The 17249-nt window shown below is 70.4% G+C and carries 14 protein-coding genes; 7 read left to right on the forward strand and 7 right to left on the reverse strand.

Annotated elements, in window-relative coordinates:
- Positions 1-2 precede the first annotated feature (2 nt).
- Complete coding sequence (locus EIZ45_RS44530; RefSeq protein ID WP_134666502.1) at positions 3-860, forward strand: LLM class flavin-dependent oxidoreductase; 858 nt, start codon at positions 3-5, stop codon at positions 858-860.
- 329 nt (positions 861-1189) lie between these two features.
- Here EIZ45_RS44530 and EIZ45_RS44535 read toward each other — a convergent pair whose 3' ends face one another.
- From EIZ45_RS44535 to EIZ45_RS44555, 5 genes are all read right to left on the reverse strand, one after another.
- Positions 1190-1648, reverse strand: coding sequence for a MarR family winged helix-turn-helix transcriptional regulator (locus tag EIZ45_RS44535; protein WP_037819471.1), 459 nt, complete (start codon positions 1646-1648; stop codon positions 1190-1192).
- Complete coding sequence (locus EIZ45_RS44540) at positions 1645-3003, reverse strand: MFS transporter (RefSeq protein ID WP_134666500.1); 1359 nt, start codon at positions 3001-3003, stop codon at positions 1645-1647. The genes EIZ45_RS44535 and EIZ45_RS44540 overlap by 4 nt, the downstream gene beginning before the upstream one ends.
- A 446-nt stretch (positions 3004-3449) precedes the next feature.
- A complete protein-coding gene (locus EIZ45_RS44545) occupies positions 3450-4763 on the reverse strand; it encodes a M14 family zinc carboxypeptidase (RefSeq protein WP_134666498.1) in 1314 nt (437 codons plus the stop codon).
- A 109-nt stretch (positions 4764-4872) separates the two neighbouring features.
- On the reverse strand, positions 4873-5529 hold the full coding sequence (locus EIZ45_RS44550; protein WP_134666496.1) for a hypothetical protein: 657 nt from the start codon (positions 5527-5529) through the stop codon (positions 4873-4875).
- A gap of 149 nt (positions 5530-5678) precedes the next feature.
- On the reverse strand, positions 5679-6536 hold the full coding sequence (locus EIZ45_RS44555; RefSeq protein WP_037819461.1) for an NAD(+)/NADH kinase: 858 nt from the start codon (positions 6534-6536) through the stop codon (positions 5679-5681).
- 64 nt (positions 6537-6600) lie between these two features.
- On the opposite strand from EIZ45_RS44555, the gene EIZ45_RS44560 reads away from it, so the two are divergent.
- Complete coding sequence (locus EIZ45_RS44560) at positions 6601-7842, forward strand: FAD-binding protein (RefSeq protein WP_134666494.1); 1242 nt, start codon at positions 6601-6603, stop codon at positions 7840-7842.
- A gap of 35 nt (positions 7843-7877) precedes the next feature.
- On the opposite strand, the gene EIZ45_RS44565 is transcribed toward EIZ45_RS44560, so the two are convergent.
- Entirely contained in the window at positions 7878-9224 is a 1347-nt protein-coding gene (locus tag EIZ45_RS44565) for an aminotransferase class I/II-fold pyridoxal phosphate-dependent enzyme (protein WP_134666492.1), read from the reverse strand.
- 187 nt (positions 9225-9411) lie between these two features.
- On the opposite strand from EIZ45_RS44565, the gene EIZ45_RS44570 reads away from it, so the two are divergent.
- The 3 genes from EIZ45_RS44570 to EIZ45_RS44580 are packed head-to-tail and all read left to right on the forward strand — an operon-like array spanning position 9412 to position 13379.
- Positions 9412-10242 carry an ABC transporter ATP-binding protein gene (locus EIZ45_RS44570; RefSeq protein WP_134666490.1) on the forward strand — a complete coding sequence of 277 codons (831 nt, stop codon included), beginning with the start codon at positions 9412-9414 and terminating at the stop codon, positions 10240-10242.
- 28 nt (positions 10243-10270) lie between these two features.
- Positions 10271-11281, forward strand: a complete 1011-nt coding sequence (locus EIZ45_RS44575; RefSeq protein ID WP_134666488.1) for an iron-siderophore ABC transporter substrate-binding protein — start codon at positions 10271-10273, stop codon at positions 11279-11281.
- 4 nt (positions 11282-11285) lie between these two features.
- Positions 11286-13379, forward strand: a complete 2094-nt coding sequence (locus tag EIZ45_RS44580; protein ID WP_134666486.1) for an iron ABC transporter permease — start codon at positions 11286-11288, stop codon at positions 13377-13379.
- Here the strand turns inward: EIZ45_RS44580 and EIZ45_RS44585 are convergent.
- On the reverse strand, positions 13376-14791 hold the full coding sequence (locus tag EIZ45_RS44585) for an FAD-dependent monooxygenase (RefSeq protein ID WP_134666484.1): 1416 nt from the start codon (positions 14789-14791) through the stop codon (positions 13376-13378). The two genes, EIZ45_RS44580 and EIZ45_RS44585, sit on opposite strands and share 4 nt — an antisense overlap.
- Before the next feature lie 59 nt (positions 14792-14850).
- Here EIZ45_RS44585 and EIZ45_RS44590 point away from each other — a divergent pair, with 59 nt between their 5' ends.
- Positions 14851-15471, forward strand: a complete 621-nt coding sequence (locus tag EIZ45_RS44590) for a TetR/AcrR family transcriptional regulator C-terminal domain-containing protein (RefSeq protein ID WP_134666482.1) — start codon at positions 14851-14853, stop codon at positions 15469-15471.
- 75 nt (positions 15472-15546) lie between these two features.
- Positions 15547-16749, forward strand: coding sequence for an NAD(P)/FAD-dependent oxidoreductase (locus tag EIZ45_RS44595; RefSeq protein WP_134666480.1), 1203 nt, complete (start codon positions 15547-15549; stop codon positions 16747-16749).
- The last annotated feature ends 500 nt before the right edge of the window (positions 16750-17249 follow it).

Consider the following 17249-nt stretch of genomic DNA (forward strand, 5'->3'; position numbering starts at 1 on the left):
TCATGCGGTTTTCGATCTGCATCCCCAACTTCGGCGATTTCGCCGACCCGCGCGCGGTGGCCAAGGTCGCCGCGGCGGCGGAAGAGGCGGGCTGGGACGGCCTGTTCGTCTGGGACCACGTGGTGCTGGACAAACGTCCCGGCCGTCCCTTCGGCGATCCGTGGATCCTGCTGGCCGCCGCGGCCCTGGCCACCAGCCGGGTCCGGCTCGGCCCCATGGTCACGCCGGTCGCGCGGCGCCGCCCGCAGCAGCTCGCCCGTCAAGTGTCCACTTTGGACCAGCTGTCCGGCGGCCGGGTGGTGTTCGGCGTCGGGCTGGGCGCGCCGCTCGACGCGGAGTACGCCGACTTCGGCGAATCCGCCGACCCGAAGGTGATCGCCGAGAAGCTGGACGAGGGCGTCGACCTGATCGCCCGCTTCTGGACCGGCGAGCCGGTGACGTTCTCCGGCAAGCACTTCACCGCCCGCGACATCACGCTGCTGCCGACGCCGGTGCAACGCCCGCGCCCGCCGGTCTGGGTGGCGGGCCGGTGGCCCAACCGCCGCCCGATGCGCCGCGCCGCCCGCTGGGACGGGGTGGTGCCGATCTTCGAATCCGCCGGCCCGACGGGTCTGCCGGAGCTGGCGGAGGTGCGGGACCTGATCGCCTACGTCCGGAGCCAGCGGGAGACCGACGCCCCGTTCGACGTGGTGGTCGGCGGAACGAGCCCCGCCGACCCGGCCAAGGCACGCGGGGTGGTCGCGCCCTTCGCCGAGGCGGGGGTTACGTGGTGGGAGGAAAGCCTGCCGTTCGGGAGTGCGGAGGAGGACAAGCTGGAACCGGTGCTGCGCCGGGTGGAGGCGGGGCCGCCTGCGCTGTAAGCCGGGGTTGCGATCGCGGTCGGATGCCGTCGTCCGGAATTGCGGTGCCGGGCTGCCGTCGACCTGGCTGTGCCTCGCCGCGACCGCCCAACGGTGATCGCCGCCTGCCCTGCCAAGCAAAGCCCAACCACGCGGCAGCGGCAGAAACCTCGCCAGTTCAGCGCGACCGACCGCCGCTGGCTCGTCGACGCAGCCGAATGCCGCCGCCCCGCCCGACCGCCCAACGCGGATCCCCGACTGCCCTGCCAAGCAAAGCCCAACCACGCGGCAGCGGCAGAAACCCCTCCGGCTCAGCGCACCGGACCGAACTCCGTCAGCCCCGGAAAGCCTCAGTGCGACTGGCCCGACTCAGCCAACGCGTCGATCGCCCCCACCAGCTCGTTCAGCGCGGGCACCGCGGCCGCGATCAAATGCCGCCACGCCGGATGCACCCCGTCCAGCGCCGCGGCCAAGATCGCGGCGTTGTGCCCCTGCCACCGCTCGACCGCGGCGCGCCCGGTATCGGTGAGTTCGAGCGCCACGGTCCGCCGGTCGTCCCCGCCGCTGGTGCGGGTGACCAGGTCCCGCGAACGGAGCCCGGTGACCATCGTCGTCACCGAATTCGGCGCGAGCTTCAGCAATTGCGCGATCCGGCTCGGCCGCGCACCGGGGTTCTCGAACAGGCAGGACAGCAATTCCAGCTGCGCGACCGACAGCGTGTTGTCCGGGTCGGCAGTACGCGCGGCCCGTCGCATGGCGCGGCGGAGGCGGGCGACGACGTCGGCGAGGGCGGGTTCGGGCGCGGTCACCGGGCCTGCTCCGGGCGGGCCGCCAGTCCGGTCGCCGCGGCGAGGACGCCCGCTCCGGCCAGCACCGCGAGCGCGGCCGTTTCGCCGCCGGTGTGCAGGCACAGTGTCACGAATGCCACGCCGAGCGCCGTCCCCAGTCCGCGCGCCATGTTCACCAGTCCTCCTCCGGTGGCCGACATCCGCGCCGGGATCGCGCTCATGACAGCCGAGTTGTTGGCCGGAATGAACACTCCCAGACCGAGCCCGGCCACCACCAGCGACACGCCCACCTCCCAAGGAGCGGACGCCGGCCCCAGCGCCGCGCAGCCAGCCGCCGCGACGAGCGCGCCCAGCACGGTGCGTCCGCGAGAACCGAGCCGCGCCGGGAGCACCCGGTCGGCCAGCACCGCAGCCACCGCGAACCCGGCGGGAAGACACGTCAGCACCGCACCGGTTCCGCCCGCCGTGCCGAGGACCTGCGGCAGCAACGTCAGCGGCCCGAACAACACGAGGTAGCCGCACAGCGCCCCGGCCAGTCCCAGCGAAACCACCGGCGGCCGCAGCACCGAGAGTTGCAGGATCGGGCTGCTCGCCGCCTTTTCCCGCAGCACGAACCCGATCGCCGCGCAGACCGTCGCCGCGGCCAGCGCGATGAGCAGCCACCCCGGCATGTCCAGCCCGGACACCCCGGAAATCACCAGCAGCAACGCCGTCGACGCGGTCGCGAGCAGTCCGACGCCCGCCCCGTCGAACCGGCCCAGCGGCGTGCGCTCGCGAGTGCGCGGCAGCAGGTAGCGCCCGGCGATCAGCCCGGCCAGCCCGACCGGCGCGTTGACCAGGAAAACCCACCGCCAGCCGACGGTGTCGACCAGCAGCCCGCCCACCGCGGGCCCGAGCGCGAGCCCCAGCGCCTGCGCCGCCGCCTGCACCCCGAGCGCGGCGCGCGCCCGGTCCTCGCGGACGCTGCGCACCACCAGCGCGACGCTGTTGGCCTGCAGCATCGCCGCCCCGATCGCCTGCACGACCCGGAACGCGACGAGCCAGCCGAGCGTCGGCGCGAGCCCGCACGCCACCGACGCGACGGTGAAGACGCCGAACCCTTGCACGTAAGTGAGCTTCCGCCCGACCGCGTCGGCCACCCGCCCGACCGCGGCCAGCAACCCCACCAACGCCAGCAGATACGCCAGCGACACCCACTGGACGGCCGCCAGCGGAGCCCCGTACTCGTGCTGCAGCGCGGGAAAGGTGAGCGTGACGATGCTGGCGTCGAGCTGCCCCATGAACGCGCCGAAACACACCGCGCCGACGGCGAACCACCCGGCGTTCGGATGGTCCCGCACCGCCGCCGGCCGAGCCCGCTCCAGGCCGATCGTCACTGCCGCCTCCCGCTTAGTTAGTTCTGTTGCAGAACTACTGTACGGGATGTACGTACATATGGCAGCCCCGGTATGGTGACGTTTGCCTGAGCGGCGGGGTGAGATAGATCGCCCGACGAGTTAACTGGAGGTGACGGCCGCTCCCGGCGATGCTCCGCGTAGCGACGCTGACCTGGGCTACGCAGCGAAGCTCTGGTGTTCTTCGCGGTCCGATCGAGCCCTGCGCCGCCGCTACAGGCAACCAGATGACACGATGGCGTTTCTCAGTCGCGCGGTGCGCGGCGGGTTCGCCGCCGTGATGCCCGCCGACCGACGCAGTGCACCGGCTCAGCCGGGCTCCTTGCAAAGTACGTGAGGGCCACCCTGAGGGAATCTGATTCCCTCAGGGTTCCCCTCACGGCCCTCCGCACCGTGCGCACCGTGCGCCGCCGATGGTGCAACCTGGCTCACTGCCGATAAGGAGCCGCCGCCGACTGGGCAGCCGTGATCAGCGCGCCCTTGTTCTTCGGCCAGAATGTGCTGTCCACGCATGAATACCGCGGCAGGAACCCGCCACAACTCCCGCTCTGGCCGCCGACCTCGAACGTGTAGCTGGCGACTCCCAGCGCGCCATAGGTGAAGTCGTCCGTCGTACCGCTGGTCGAATAGCCGACGGTTTCCGTGTTGGTCCCCACCAGATACCCGTTCGAATCGCTGAACTTCGCGCCGAGCTTGCGCAGCGCGGCGTCGTTCGGCGCGGGGTCGGAAGTGAAGCCCCACGGGACAATGATGTCGTTCCCGTAGCTGTGCAACGTGATCATCGTGCCGCGCGCGGTGTCCGGAGCCGGGTCGTTGTCGCCGCTGCCGCGCTGTTCCGGGTAGATCGAGCGGAAAAGCTTCTCCAGCGCCTGGACCTCAGGCTCCGATCCGGCACTCACTCCTTGGTACGTCTCGGCGCACGGCGAATCCGAATCCGCGCCCCAGCGGAAGGTCGAGTTGCGGTTCAGGTCGATGCCGATGTTGGTGCCGCTGCAATTGCCCCGGCTGGTGTTCGCGTTCTTTCGCTGCAGTTTCGGCGAATTCCCGCCGGAGGCGACGATGTCGACGCCGTCCGGGTTCGAGATCGGGACCACCCACACCTCGGTGGTGTCCAAAATGGACGTCGCGGTGGCGTCGCTGCCGTATCCGTCGGCGAGGTAGTCGATCCAGCGCCAGGCGAGTTCGCCGGTCGAGATTTCCCGGGCGTGGATCTGCGCCATCAGCGCGAATTTCGGCTTCGGCGATGTCGTCGACAGCGTGCAGTCGCCGTCCTTTTTCTTGGTCAGGCAGATCGCCTTGATGTCGTGTCCGCCCTTGCCCTGGGTCTTCCGCCACGACTGGCCGATCGTGTACTCGGTCGCCAGATCCGGATGCGCCGCCGCGACTTTCGCCAGATGCGCTTCCTGTGCGGCGACAGTGCGATAGCCGCCGTAGAACGTGTCGCCGGCGGCGCGCGTGGTTACTCCTTTGTAGACAGTGTCGAAGAACTCCGGCGCGTAGCCACGGTTCCGCAATTGCCCGGCGACCGACTGGTTCCCGATCACATAGGCCACCCCAGGGCTGGTCCCGGCGACGTCGAACCCGGCGCGGGCCAAGGAAGCCGCCTCGGCGGGCGTAGCGGGGACGCGCCACGAGACCGGATCGTCCGGCGCGGCAGCGGCTGCGGCGGTCGTGGTGCCGCCGAGTGCGACCAGCACTCCGACGACGCTGAGGGTGAGCCGGATCGAGAACCTGCCCGCCATCGGAGCTCCTCACGCAGCGAAGGAAGGCCACCCCGTGCGGACGGTGACCACTCGGCAGCGCACAGTGTGCTCTTCGGGACGAATCCGGCCCACCTCCGAAAGTCGGGTGTCAGCAGGTGACCGAAACCTTCGCGCCGCGCTCGAACGAAACGTGGACGTGGTCGAAGTGGTTCGCGGTCTCGCCGCCGCGGTCCTCCATCGCCGACCAGCCGCTGCCGTCGTTGTAGCGCTGCTGCCAGATCACGTACTTCGCGCCGAGCTCGTCCTGATGCGCGAGAACGTAAGCGGCCAAAGCGTTTCCGGTCTTCGTGTCGACCATGAAGTCCAGCGCGAGACCAGCGGGATGGTCGCTCGCACCCGACCGTCCGGCCCGGCCGCCGACCGTCTCCACCGAAAACTTTTCCTTGAGGAAATTGCCCGCCTGAGCCACTGCGGGCTGCGTTCCGGCCAAAGTGGACGAACACGCTTTCGCTGTCGGAGTCACCGAAGTACGAGAAGTCGTTTTGCTGGGCGGCGAAGACGAGGACGTCGTCGTCGGGGCAGCGCTGGAAGACGTCGTGGGAGGCGTCGAAGTGGTCGACGGAACGCTGCTCGAGGGCCGTGGCGCGCTGAACGCGTGCATCTCCGCGGCCGCGGCCGGGAACTGCTCCGGTTCGACCGAGCCGGCGGCCAGCCACACCGGCACCGCCAGTGCGCCGACGGCCAGCGCGCCCGCCGCGGCAGGCAGCCGCCACGACTTCGATCCGTCCCGATGTCTACCGGACACCTCGCACCACCATCTCCTCGTTCGGGTCGCAAAGCCGCCACGACATTACGAACAGGACACGGCAATGTCACCGACAAGTGACAGTGGGCACAGCGCGAACGGGATCACCGCAGGTCAGCGCGCGATTACCAGACGAACGCGCGCCCTGCTCAGGACAGCGGAATCTCCGCCGAATCGGTGAGCCGCAGCTTGCGCCGGGCCCGCTGGTAGAAGGTCGTCATGCCGAGCCGCACGACGCGGGCCGCGTTCGGCCGGGCGTGCAGGTCGATCGTTTCGCCGGGCCCGACGTACCCCGCCACCTGGCCGTCGACCTCCACCGCGAGCCGCCCGCTCGACGGCAGTACCTCCAGCGTCACGGTGTCCTGCACCGACAGCACGACGCCGCGGCTGTACGCCGAATGCGGCGCGGCCGGCGTGACCAGCAGTGCTTCCACCGCCGGGCTTGTGATCGGCCCTCCGGCGGAGAAGCTGTACGCGGTGGAGCCGGTCGGCGTCGCGACCACGACCGCGTCCGCTGCGTAGCTCACGAACTGCTCGCCGTTCACCAGCACCGCGACCACCGCGCTCCCGTCGCCGGGCACCCGCACCACGGCGACGTCGTTGAACGCGGTCTCGATCCGGCCGCCGAACCGCGCGTCCACGGCCAGCCGCGGCTCGACGGTGAACTCCTCGCGGTCGATCGCGGACAGCGCGAGCGGCAGGTCCGGCACGTCGACCTCGGCGAGGAAGCCGAGCTTCCCGAGGTTGACGCCGAGCACCGGCGCGTGCTGCCCGTCGGCGAGCCGCATCGCGCGCAGCATGGTGCCGTCGCCGCCGAGGCTGACCACCAGATCCGACCGTTTGCCCAGTTCAGCGGGCTGGACGGCGGTCGCCGAACAGTCGACCCTGGCGATCTCGTCGTCGATGCCGAGGATCTCGATCCCGCGCCCGGCGGCCCAGTCCAGCACCGCGTCGACCGCGGCTTTCGCATCGCGGCGCGGGTGCAGGACGAGTCCAGCGGAATGCATGCGGGGTCTCCTCGGTCGGCCTGTCCCCAGTCTGCCGTGCCGGAGCCGATTAGGCTCGGCCCTCGTGATCGAAAACTGGGCTGGCAATCTCACCTACCGCGCACGCGAGGTCGTCGCCCCGCGCACGCTGTCCGAAGCGCAAGAGCTCGTCGCCGGCTCGGCCCGGATCAAGGCCCTCGGCAGCCGGCACAGCTTCAACACGGTCGCCGACAGCCCGGACGGCCGCCAACTCGACCTCTCCGCCGTCAACATTGCCCCGGAAATCAACGACGCGAAGCTCACCATCGGCGGCGCGACCCGCTACGGCGACGTCGTCGCGCAGGTGCACGAAGCCGGGTACGCACTGGCCAACCTGGCGTCACTCCCCCACATCACCGTCGCCGGCAGCGTCGCGACCGGCACCCACGGCTCCGGACAGCGGCTTCGCGGACTGGCTTCGGCAGTGTCCGCGGTCGAACTCCTCACCGCAGATGGCTCGCTCCGCACGTTCTCGCGCGCCGACGCCGAATTCCCCGGAGTAGTGGTGAATGTCGGCGCACTCGGCGTCCTCACCCGGCTCACCCTCGACCTGGAGCCGACTTTTTCGGTGCGCCAAGACGTTTTCGACGCCCTCCCCTGGTCCGCCGCCCTGGAGCATTTCGACGAAATCCAGGCCGCGGGCTACAGCGTCAGCCTGTTCACCAACTGGGCGCGCGACGTGATCGACCAGGTCCTGCTCAAGAACCGCGTCCCGGCGGAGATCCCCGAGACGCTGTTCGGCGCGCTTCCCGCCGACGGTCCGCGCCACCCCGCGCACGCAGCGGGCATTTCGGCGGAAAATACCACTGTGCAAGGCGGGATTCCCGGACCGTGGTACGACCGGCTACCGCATTTCCGCCTGGAATTCGCGCCGAGCGTCGGAGCAGAATTGCAGACCGAGTACTTCGTGCCGCGTGCGCACGCGACCGCGGCGTTCGAGGCGTTGCGCAGCCTCGGCGACCGGATCGCGCCGCTGCTGGTGGTGTCGGAAATCCGCACCGTCGCCGGCGACGAACACTGGCTGAGCCCGGCGTACGACGGCGACCGGGTGGCGATGCATTTCACCTGGCAGCAGCGGCAGCCGGAGGTGGAAGCGGTGCTGCCGTTGATCGAGGAGAAGCTCGCGCCCTTCGGCGTTCGCGCCCATTGGGGAAAGCTATTCCACGGTGCGGCTTTGGATCTGGACCACCACGGGGTGCGGCAGTTCCGGGAGTTGGCGGCGGAGCTGGACCCGGCCGGGAAGTTCCGTAATCCGTTCCTGGACCGGCACTTGCTCCGGAGGTCGTGAGTGTTTGTGCCGGTGAGAACCGGCATCGCCGCGCACTACCGCCGAGATGCCCGCGCGATCATCCGCGCCAGATCCGCCACCAAAGCCGGATCATCCGGCAGCTGCCCAGTCGCCACCCGGATGTGCGGCGTCCCCGGATTCCCCGCCCGCGTCCCCGACCCGGCGGAAACCCCATTGGCCGCCAACGTCATCAACGTCCGCGACTCCTCCGGAACCGGCACCCACAACGTCAACCCGTCCCGCGCGCGCACCGAAATCCCGTGCTCCCGCAACGCTTCCGTCAAAGCCGCCCGCCGATGCGCGTACCGATTCCGAGCCCGGTTCAGCAATTCCGCACTGCCGGGGTCGGTCAGCAGAAACGCCTGCGCGTCCTGAAGAATGCGGCTCGACCACACCGACCCCGGTCCGCGCTGCTGTCGCACCCGTTCCACCAGCACCGCCGAACCGCCGATCACGCAACTGCGCAGCTCGAGCCCGAACGCGGTGCAATACGAACGCACCAGCAACACCCGGCCAGGCAAAGACGCGCCGAGGCTCACCGAAGGAGCCGAAGCCAACGGCCCGAAATCATCGTCCTCGATCACCGCGATGTCCTCTTCGGACAGTACCGCCGCTAGTTCCGCGAGCCGGTCCGCCGGAACCGAATGCCCGAGCGGCGACTGCGCACGCGGCTGATAGACGAACGCGACCGGCCGATGTTCCAACGCCGCGGCCAAGGAAGACGGCATCGGCCCGTCCTCGTCACACCGCACGGGCACCACGTGGATCCGCGACCGGCGCAGCAATTCACGCAGCCACGGCGTCGTCGGCGCTTCCAGCGCGATCACGTCGCCCGGCCGCGCGACTGCCTGGCAGGCCAGCAACATCCCGTCCTGCCCGCCGGCCGCGACCGTCCACGATTCGGCGGCGAACGGCCACGTCGGCTTCACGGCGGCGCGCAATTGCGGCGTGATCGAGTTCTTCACCGGACCGCCGAACCGTTCCGTGTGGACACCCGCCGCGACGGCGTCCTCCAGCGGCGGCAGCAGTCCGGGATCCGGGAGGCCGTGTTCAAGGTCGACGGTCTGCCAGCCGGAAAACGCGCGTTCCGGCGGCGGGCTCGACGGCGGTTCCAGCACTATCGTGCCGCGCCGCCGCCCAGTGCCGATCAACCCGGCCGCGCGCAGCTGCGACCACGCTTCGGCGATCGTCGTGGGACTGACCGAAAGCTCCGCGGCCAGCGCCCGCACGGTGGGCAGCCGCGTGCCCGGCGGCACCTCCCCGTCGCGGATCAGGCCGGACACCGTCCCGGCCACGCCGCGCGCCGTGCGCTCGCCGATGCGGGACCCGAGCCAGCCCGCCCCGACCGGCAGCGTCGTCGTTGCGAGTTCGCCCGTGGCCACGCACCGGCTCCCCTCGTCACCCGGAAATCCGAAAACCTCTGACCCGATCAGAAGCTAGAGCGGCAACGGCACGCGGCAAAGGCGTTTCACATCCTGGCGGGCCCTCCCGGTACAAACGCCCGTGACGTCCGACACCGCCGCGATGTCCGGTTTCGGATTATCCCTCGATCAGGTTAGGCTAACCTTCATGAGTCACTCCTGGCCGGAAGCACCGGCGCTCGCCGGCACCGGGCTCGCTCTCGGCTACGGCGCGAAACCGGTGGTCCAGGACGCCGAGATCGTCCTGCGCGCGGGCGAGGTCACCGTCCTGGTCGGCCCCAACGGGTCCGGCAAGTCGACGCTGCTGCGCTCGCTCGCCCGGCTGCATCCGCTGACCGCGGGCGACGTCACGCTGGCCGGGCAAGACGCGCTCGCCTTGTCTCCCAAGGAGTTCGCCCGGCACGTCACGCTGCTGACCCAGTCGCGCCCCACGCCCGGCGGCGTGCGCGTGCGCGACGTCGTGTCCTACGGCCGCCATCCTTACCGTGGCCGCTTCGGCTCCGGCGATCCCGAGGGACCGGAGCTGGTCGAGCGCGCGATGCGGCACACCGGCGTCGACGGAATGGCCGAGCGCCCGGTGGACGAACTGTCCGGCGGCGAGCTCCAGCGCGTCTGGCTGGCGACCTGTTTCGCCCAGGACACCGGCGTCGTCCTGCTCGACGAGCCGACCACCTTCCTCGACCTGCGCTACCAGATCGAAACGCTGGACCTCGTCCGCGATCTCGCCGACGAGCACGGCGTCGCGGTCGGCGTCGTGCTGCACGACCTCGACCAGGCCGCCGCCGTCGCCGACGAGGTGGTGCTGCTGTGCCGCGGCGCCGTCCGCGCGACCGGCCGCCCTGCCGACGTGCTGACGGCCGGCCTGCTCAGCGACGTCTACGGCCTGCGCATCGACGTCCACGTCGACGACGAGGGGCACGTCCGCACGCGCCCGGTCGGACGGCACACCTCCCGGCCGCGGCCGGTCCGCTCAGCTTGACCTGTCCCCTAGTTCAAAGGAAAACCCCGTGTCCAGTGTGTTCTCTCGTCCTGCCCGAAGGACGGTCCTGACGACCGCGGCGGCAGCGCTCGCGGCCTTCGCGCTCGCCGCGTGCGGCACCACCGAAACGCCCGCGGACCAGGGAGCGGCCGCCTCCGCGAAACCCTCCGGCCCGGTCCACCTGACCGACGAGCGCGGCAAGGTCGACCTGCCCGCGCCGGCCGCGAAGATCGTGTCGCTGGAATGGGGCCTCACCGAGAACCTGCTGGCGCTGGGCGTGAAGCCGATCGGCGCGGCGGACGTCAAGGGCTACAACACCTACGACAAGGTCATGCCGCTCGCCGCGTCCACTCCGGACGTCGGCACCCGCGGCGAGCCGAGCCTCGACGCGATCGCCGCGCTGCACCCGGATCTCGTGGTCACCACCACCGACCTGCCGGACAACGTCATCGCGCAGCTCTCGAAGCAGACGAAGGTGCTGACCCTGCGCGGCTCCGATTCGGCCGACCCGATCGGCTACCTGCGCAAGACCGTGACCACGCTGTCGGAGGCGACCGGAACGCAGGAGCAGGGCCGCAAACTGCTCGCCGAATTCGACACGAAGGTCGCCGAGGGCAAGAAGAAGCTCGCGGACGCGGGCAAGTCCGGGGCCAAGTTCGTCATGGCCGACGGCTACTCGACCTCCGGCACGGTCACCGTCCGGATGTACACGAAGGGCTCGTTCCTCGGCAGCATCGCCGGCCAGCTCGGCGCCGCCAACCAGTGGACCGGCGAGGGCGACAAGGTCTACGGCCTCGCCTCCACCGACGTCGAAGGACTGACCAAGATCACCGATCCGGCCACGTCCTTCGTCTACGCCGCCAACGCCGCCGAATCCGACGTCTTCACCCAGGACCTCGCGGGCAACGCGGTGTGGAAGCAGCTGCCGTTCGTCAAGGGCGCAAAACTGCACCGGATCCCGGACGGCATCTGGATGTTCGGCGGCCCGAAGTCCGCGATCGCCTACGTGGACGCGCTCACCAGCGCTCTGACGCGCTGATCCGATGACCGCACCAGCCCTCGCACCCGCCCGGCCGCGCGCCGCACGGGGCACCGCGTCCGCCGTCTTCCTGACCGGGCTCGTCGCGCTGCTCGTCCTCTCCGCCGTGCACCTGCTGCAAGGCACGTCGCACGTCGGGCTCGGCGAACTCCTGCGCGCCGTTTTCCCGGGCACGGACGACGACGCGCGCAGCCAGGCGGTAGCGGTGCTCGTGGCCAGCCGGCTCCCCCGGCTGGCCGCGGCGCTGCTCGTGGGGCTGGCGCTCGGGTTCGCGGGCTGTGTGCTGCAGTCGGTGGCACGGAACCCGCTCACCTCTCCGGACACGCTCGCGGTCAACGCCGGTGCGTACGTCTCGGTGGTCGGCGTCGCGGCGTTCGGGATCTCGCTTCCGTTCTACGTCAACGGAATCGTCGCCTTCGTCGGCGGTCTCGCGGCGGCCGGGCTGGTGCTGCTCGTCGCGCGCAGCAGCAGCGGCGGAGCGGCCCGGCTCGTGCTCGCCGGGTCCGCGATCGCGCTGGCGCTGACCGCGCTCACGTCGGTGCTGCTGATGTTGTTCCAGGAGCGGACTGCGGGCCTGTACGGCTGGGGCAGCGGCACGACGGTCCAATCCGGACTGAACCAGGTTTCCCTTGCCGCACCGGTGATCGCGGTCGGCATCCTGGCGACCCTTCTGCTCGCGCACCGGCTCGACGTTCTCGGTCTCGGCGACGACCACGCGCGCGTGCTGGGCATCGACGTCCGCCGCACGCGCACCTACGCGGTCGTCGTGGCGGTGTTGCTCTCGGCGGTCGCGGTGACCGTCGCCGGGCCGATCGGGTTCGTCGGCCTGTGCGCGCCGGTGATCGCGCGGCTGCTGGCCAGCCGGGTGCCCGGGCTCGGCAAACATCCGATGCTGCTGCCGCTTTCCGGGTTGACCGGTGCGCTGGTCGTGGTGGCCGCTGACGTCCTGCTGCGCGCGCTCGTCCCGGCGGACAAAGCGGTTTCGGTGCCGACCGGCGTCGTGACGACCCTGGCGGGCGCGACCGTGCTGGTCTGGCTGGCGCGACGGCAACCGTCCGGAACACCGTCCGCGCGCGGCACGCACGGCACCGTCCGGTCGCGCCGCTGGGTGGCCGGAACCGGTGTCGTGCTAGCGATCGCGCTCGTCGCCGCGGTGATCGCCGCACTCCTGCTGGGCGACCGGATCGTGCTGCTCGGCGACGTCCTGAACTGGCTGCGCGGCGTGTCCGGCACCGAGGTGTCTTTCGCGCTCGACCTGCGCTGGCCGCGGATGCTCGCCGCGCTGCTCGGCGGCGCGGCCCTGGCCGTCGCGGGCGCGCTGGTGCAGGCGATCTGCCGCAACCCGCTGGCCGAGCCGAGCCTGCTCGGCGTGACTCCGGGTGCGAGCGTCGGCGCGATCAGCGTCGTGCTTCTGGTTCCTGGCATCGGAATCTGGCCGATGATGGGTGCCGCGACAGTCGCCGCGTTCGCGACGTTCGCGCTGGTGCACTGGCTCGCCACCGGCCGCGGTTCGACCGGCCGCGGACTGTCCTCGGACCGGTTGGTGCTGGTCGGCATCGGCGTCAGCGCGGGCGCGCAGGCGATCACGACGCTCGTCGTGGTGCTGACCTCGCCGTGGAACGCGCATCTGGCGCTCACCTGGCTCGCCGGGTCGACCTACGGCCGGGAGTTCAGCCAGGTCCTGCCGGTGCTGTTGTGCCTGGTCATCGCCCTGCCGATCGCCTTGTCCAGCGCGCGGACGCTCGACCTGGTCTCGCTGGACGAGGACGTGCCGCGGGTGCTCGGCGTCCCGCTGGACCGGTCTCGCCTCGCCTTCGCCGCGCTCGCCGCGGTGCTCACCGCCGCCGCTGCGTGCGCGGTCGGCGCGCTGGGATTCGTCGGGCTCGTGGCCCCGCACGCCGCACGCGCTTTGGTGGGTTCCCGCCACTCGCGCTCGCTGCCGGTGGCGGCCGCACTGGGAGCGGTGCTGGTGTGTGTCGCGGATACGTTGGGGCGCACCGTCCTCGCCCCGACCCAGATCGCGGCGGGCTTGGTGACCGCGTTGATCGGGGCACCGTACTTCGGCTGGCTGCTGTGGCGGAGCCGCGCGAACGCCTAGCCGAACCAGGTGTCCAGCGCGACTTTCAACTCGGCTTCACCCCCAGTCCACGCGATAACTCCGTCCGGCCGCAGCAGAAACGATTCGGAATTCGTCACCGGCACCACCTCGACCCGTTCTCTTGCCAACGCAGCGAGATCGCGGCTTTCCGGATCGAGCACTAAGACACCGCGTCCGCTACGAGTGTGCTCCGACAGCCGGGTGTTCCGTCCGTCATCGTCCACAAGGGACCGATCCGGACTGTGCAGCCCGACTGGTTCTTCAGCGGGATAAGGGAATTCGTATCGCTCCGCCATGCCGGACAGCAGGCCCGAGAAGTACCGGTTCGCCTGCGGCAGATCCATCAGCTCGGCGACAATCTCGCGCAGCGCGTCGACGTGCGGCCCCGGCGCGAGCAACGTCGACTGCGCCCGCGTATTGCGCAATACCGCCGCACCGACCGGGCCGCGTTCGCGGAAGTAGCTGTCCAGCAACGTTTCCGGCATTTCCCCGCGCACGACCGCAGCCAGTTTCCAGCCGAGGTTCGCCGCGTCCAGCAGTCCGAGGTTGAGCCCTTGCCCGCCGCTCGGCGAGTGCACATGGGCCGCGTCGCCCGCGAGCAGAACCCGGCCGCGCCGATAGTCGTCGGCCTGGCGTGCTTGGTCGGCGAACCGACGGGAATCGCGTACCTCCGCCACGACGACGTCGTCGCCGGTCACCCGCCGGATGGCCGCCGCCAATTCCGCCGGAGTGACCGGACCGTCGGGCTCGCCGTCGCGGGCGAACTCGGTGACGCCAGCCATGCTGCCGCCGTGCAGGAAAGTCCCGCCCGGGTAGCGTCCGGCGGGCGGCACCTGCCCGGCGAACCGGACTTGGCCCGCGATTGTCCGCAGCAATGGCGGCGTACCTGGGAACCCGAACCCGCCGAGACTGCGGACCTTCCCCCGGCCACCGTCGCACCCCACCAGGTAAGCCGCGGTGATCCGCCGTTCTCCGTGCGGGGTCTCGACAATCGCCGTCACACCGTCCACATCAGACTCGATCTCCGTGACCCGATGCGCCCGCCGTACCGGGACACCGAGCGCGTCGGCGTGTCCAGCAAGCAGGCGCTCCAGCTCCGGTTGCCAGATGTGCGTGCGCGGGCGGTCCTCGTCCGGCAGGAGCTTGTGGATGTTCGCGAAGTGGCCGAGCGAACTGCCGTGATCACGGGCAAAGTCGCACATTCCCTCCTCGTGCGCCGCGGCCAGTTGCGGCCCGAGACCGCGCCGGGTCAACGCCTCCGTCGCGAGCACGCCGATGCCGCGTGCCTTCCGTTCCGCCGTGGGGCGCGCAAGCCGCTCGAGCACCAGCGGCCGGATCCCGCCGAGCCGGAGTTCAGCGGCGAGGAACAACCCGACCGGACCTGCTCCGACGACCACTGCGTCTGCGTCCATGACCCTCCTTAACTTGTTAAGGACTAGACTGCCCTGAACTAGTTAAGGAGGCAACCTCCGTGCCGATCGAGATCCCCGCCGCGGTCCGGACCGCACTCGCCTTGGTCGACGCCGACGGCCTCGACAAGCTGACCGTGCGCCGCCTCGCCACCGAACTCGGCGTCAAAGCACCCGCGCTGTACTGGCATTTCAGCAGCAAACGGGCCTTGCTCGACCACCTCGCCGACGCCCTCGTCGCCCCAGTCCTGGACGACCTCCCGCCGCTCGACACCCCGTGGCTGCCCTGGCTGGAACAAGCCGGCACCGCCCTGCACGCCGCCCTCCTCGACCATCGAGACGGCGCACGCATCGCACTCGGCGCAGACCTCCGGACCGCCCGCTCGCTGGGCGAATTCGCCGAGCGAGCCGTCGACGTGCTGCACCGCGCCGGGTTCCCGCTCGCCGACGCGACCCGCTGCGCCGGGGTGTACGTGCACTTCATCCTTGGCCGCGCCGTCGAGGACCAGACCTGGCCGGACGATCTGGAGGCGACCCGCGAAAGCATCCCGTTTCCGCTGATGGCCGCGGGATTGCGGGAACGGCAGGCAGCCGGAAGCACCGTCGAGCACGACTTCGGCTACGCACTCGACATCCTGCTAGCCGGTTTAGCAGCGACGCTTCAAGGTGCAATGACTCGCTAAGTTGTACGGTTGCACTTTTTGCATGGTTGCACCTATGCTCGATGCCAAGCCACACCGGCACGAGAGGGGAAGACCATGAACGAGACACCGCGCATCGCCATCGTCGGCGGCGGCCCGGGCGGACTGCTCGCCGCGCACGTCCTGCACGGCCACGGCATCGCCGCGACCGTGTACGACGCCGACACCGCCGTGGACTCACGAGATCCCGGCGGCACGCTCGACCTGCACGCCGACAGCGGCCAGATCGCCCTGGAAGACGCCGGGCTGCTGCCGGCCTTCCACGAACTGGCTCGCGTCGAAGGCCAAGCCATGACCAGACGCGACCACCACGGAACCCTGCTGAAGCAGTTCACCCCCGCCGACGACGACACCGCCGCCCCGGAAATCGACCGCGGCCAACTCCGCACGATGCTGTACGAGCGGCTCGCCCCCGGCACCGTCCACTGGGGACACAAACTCACCGACCTGACCACCGAAAACAGCGTCCACCGCTTGCACTTCGCCAACGACTCCACAGTGGACGCCGACGTCGTGATCGGCGCGGACGGCACCTGGTCAAAGGTGCGCCGCCGACTCACCGACGCCAGCCCGGAATACCTCGGAGTGTCCTTTTTGGACGTCCGATTCGACGACGTCGAAACCCGGCACCCGGAAATCGCGGCCTTGGTGGGCAACGGACAACTGTTCACCGCCGACGGCGCCGGCCGCGCAGTGATCGTGCAGCGCAACAGCAACGGGGTGATCCGCGGCTACGTGGCTTTCCGCGCCGAAGAGGACTGGGCCGCACGGGAAGGCGTCGACCTGACTGACCGAGCCTCGGTCCGCGAGTACCTGCTGCGCGAATTCCGCGGCTGGGGCTCGAAGGTGCTCCCGCTGCTGACCGACAACGACGGCGATTACGTGGCACGCGCGTTCACCGCGCTGCCCGCTCCCCTGACCTGGGAACGCGTCCCCGGCATCACCGTAATCGGCGACGCCGCACACGCAATGGCCCCGTTCGGCGGGCACGGCGCGAACCTGGCCCTGCTCGACGGTGCGGAATTGGCGCACGCACTGCACGAGGAGCCGGATGTCGAAGCCGCGTTGACCCGCTACGAGACCGCGATGTTCGCCCGGACCGGCCACCTCGCCGCCTCCGCGAACGCCGCACTGCGCGGTTTCTTCGCCGACCAGCCGGAGGGTGGCGCGCAGGACGTTCCGGATCGGGAGGAAGAACTCCGCGCTTACGAGGCGCGGGCTGCTGAGTACCGCGCTTCACGCACGCCCGCCGCTCGCTAGCCCCGCTCCCCTGTTACGGAGTTTCCTGCCGCTGGCCGCCAGTACGGAACTCTCCACCGCTGAACACTCGCCGCGCGACTCCCCGCCGCTGGCTGCCAGCCACGGAACTCCCCACCGCTGAGCACCCGCCACACAGCTCCCCGCCGCTGGCCACCAGTCACGGAGCTTCCCACCGCCGAACACCCGCCGCGCAACTCCCCGTCGCTGAACGCCAGCCGCGGAACTCCCAGCCGCTGGCCGCCAGTGACGGAACTCCCCACCGCCGAACACTCGCCACGCAACTCCCCACCGCCGCCGAACGCCCCGCCTCGGAACACCTCGCGCCAAACGCCGTGAGGGGACCCCTCAGGGAATCTGATTCCCTCAGGGGTCCCCTCACGGACCTTCCTACGGCGAGAATTTCTCCCTCCACGGCTGCCGCCGGAGTTCCCTCACGAACCGCGCGGCCGCCCGGGCTGACTGTCCGTGAAGACATCCCTGGGTTTTGTTTGTCAAGCGGC

Source organism: Amycolatopsis sp. CFH S0740 (assembly GCF_004522315.1).
GTDB classification, from domain to species: domain Bacteria; phylum Actinomycetota; class Actinomycetes; order Mycobacteriales; family Pseudonocardiaceae; genus Amycolatopsis; species Amycolatopsis nivea.

Excerpts from the sequence above, each read along its gene's own strand:
- EIZ45_RS44530 (WP_134666502.1), top strand. The coding sequence starts at position 3 with ATGCGGTTTTCGATCTGCATCCCCAACTTCGGCGATTTCGCCGACCCG.
- EIZ45_RS44545 (WP_134666498.1), bottom strand. The coding sequence starts at position 4,763 with ATGGCGGGCAGGTTCTCGATCCGGCTCACCCTCAGCGTCGTCGGAGTG.
- EIZ45_RS44555 (WP_037819461.1), bottom strand. The coding sequence starts at position 6,536 with ATGCATTCCGCTGGACTCGTCCTGCACCCGCGCCGCGATGCGAAAGCC.
- EIZ45_RS44570 (WP_134666490.1), top strand. The coding sequence starts at position 9,412 with ATGAGTCACTCCTGGCCGGAAGCACCGGCGCTCGCCGGCACCGGGCTC.
- EIZ45_RS44580 (WP_134666486.1), top strand. The coding sequence starts at position 11,286 with ATGACCGCACCAGCCCTCGCACCCGCCCGGCCGCGCGCCGCACGGGGC.
- EIZ45_RS44585 (WP_134666484.1), bottom strand. The coding sequence starts at position 14,791 with ATGGACGCAGACGCAGTGGTCGTCGGAGCAGGTCCGGTCGGGTTGTTC.
- EIZ45_RS44595 (WP_134666480.1), top strand. The coding sequence starts at position 15,547 with ATGAACGAGACACCGCGCATCGCCATCGTCGGCGGCGGCCCGGGCGGA.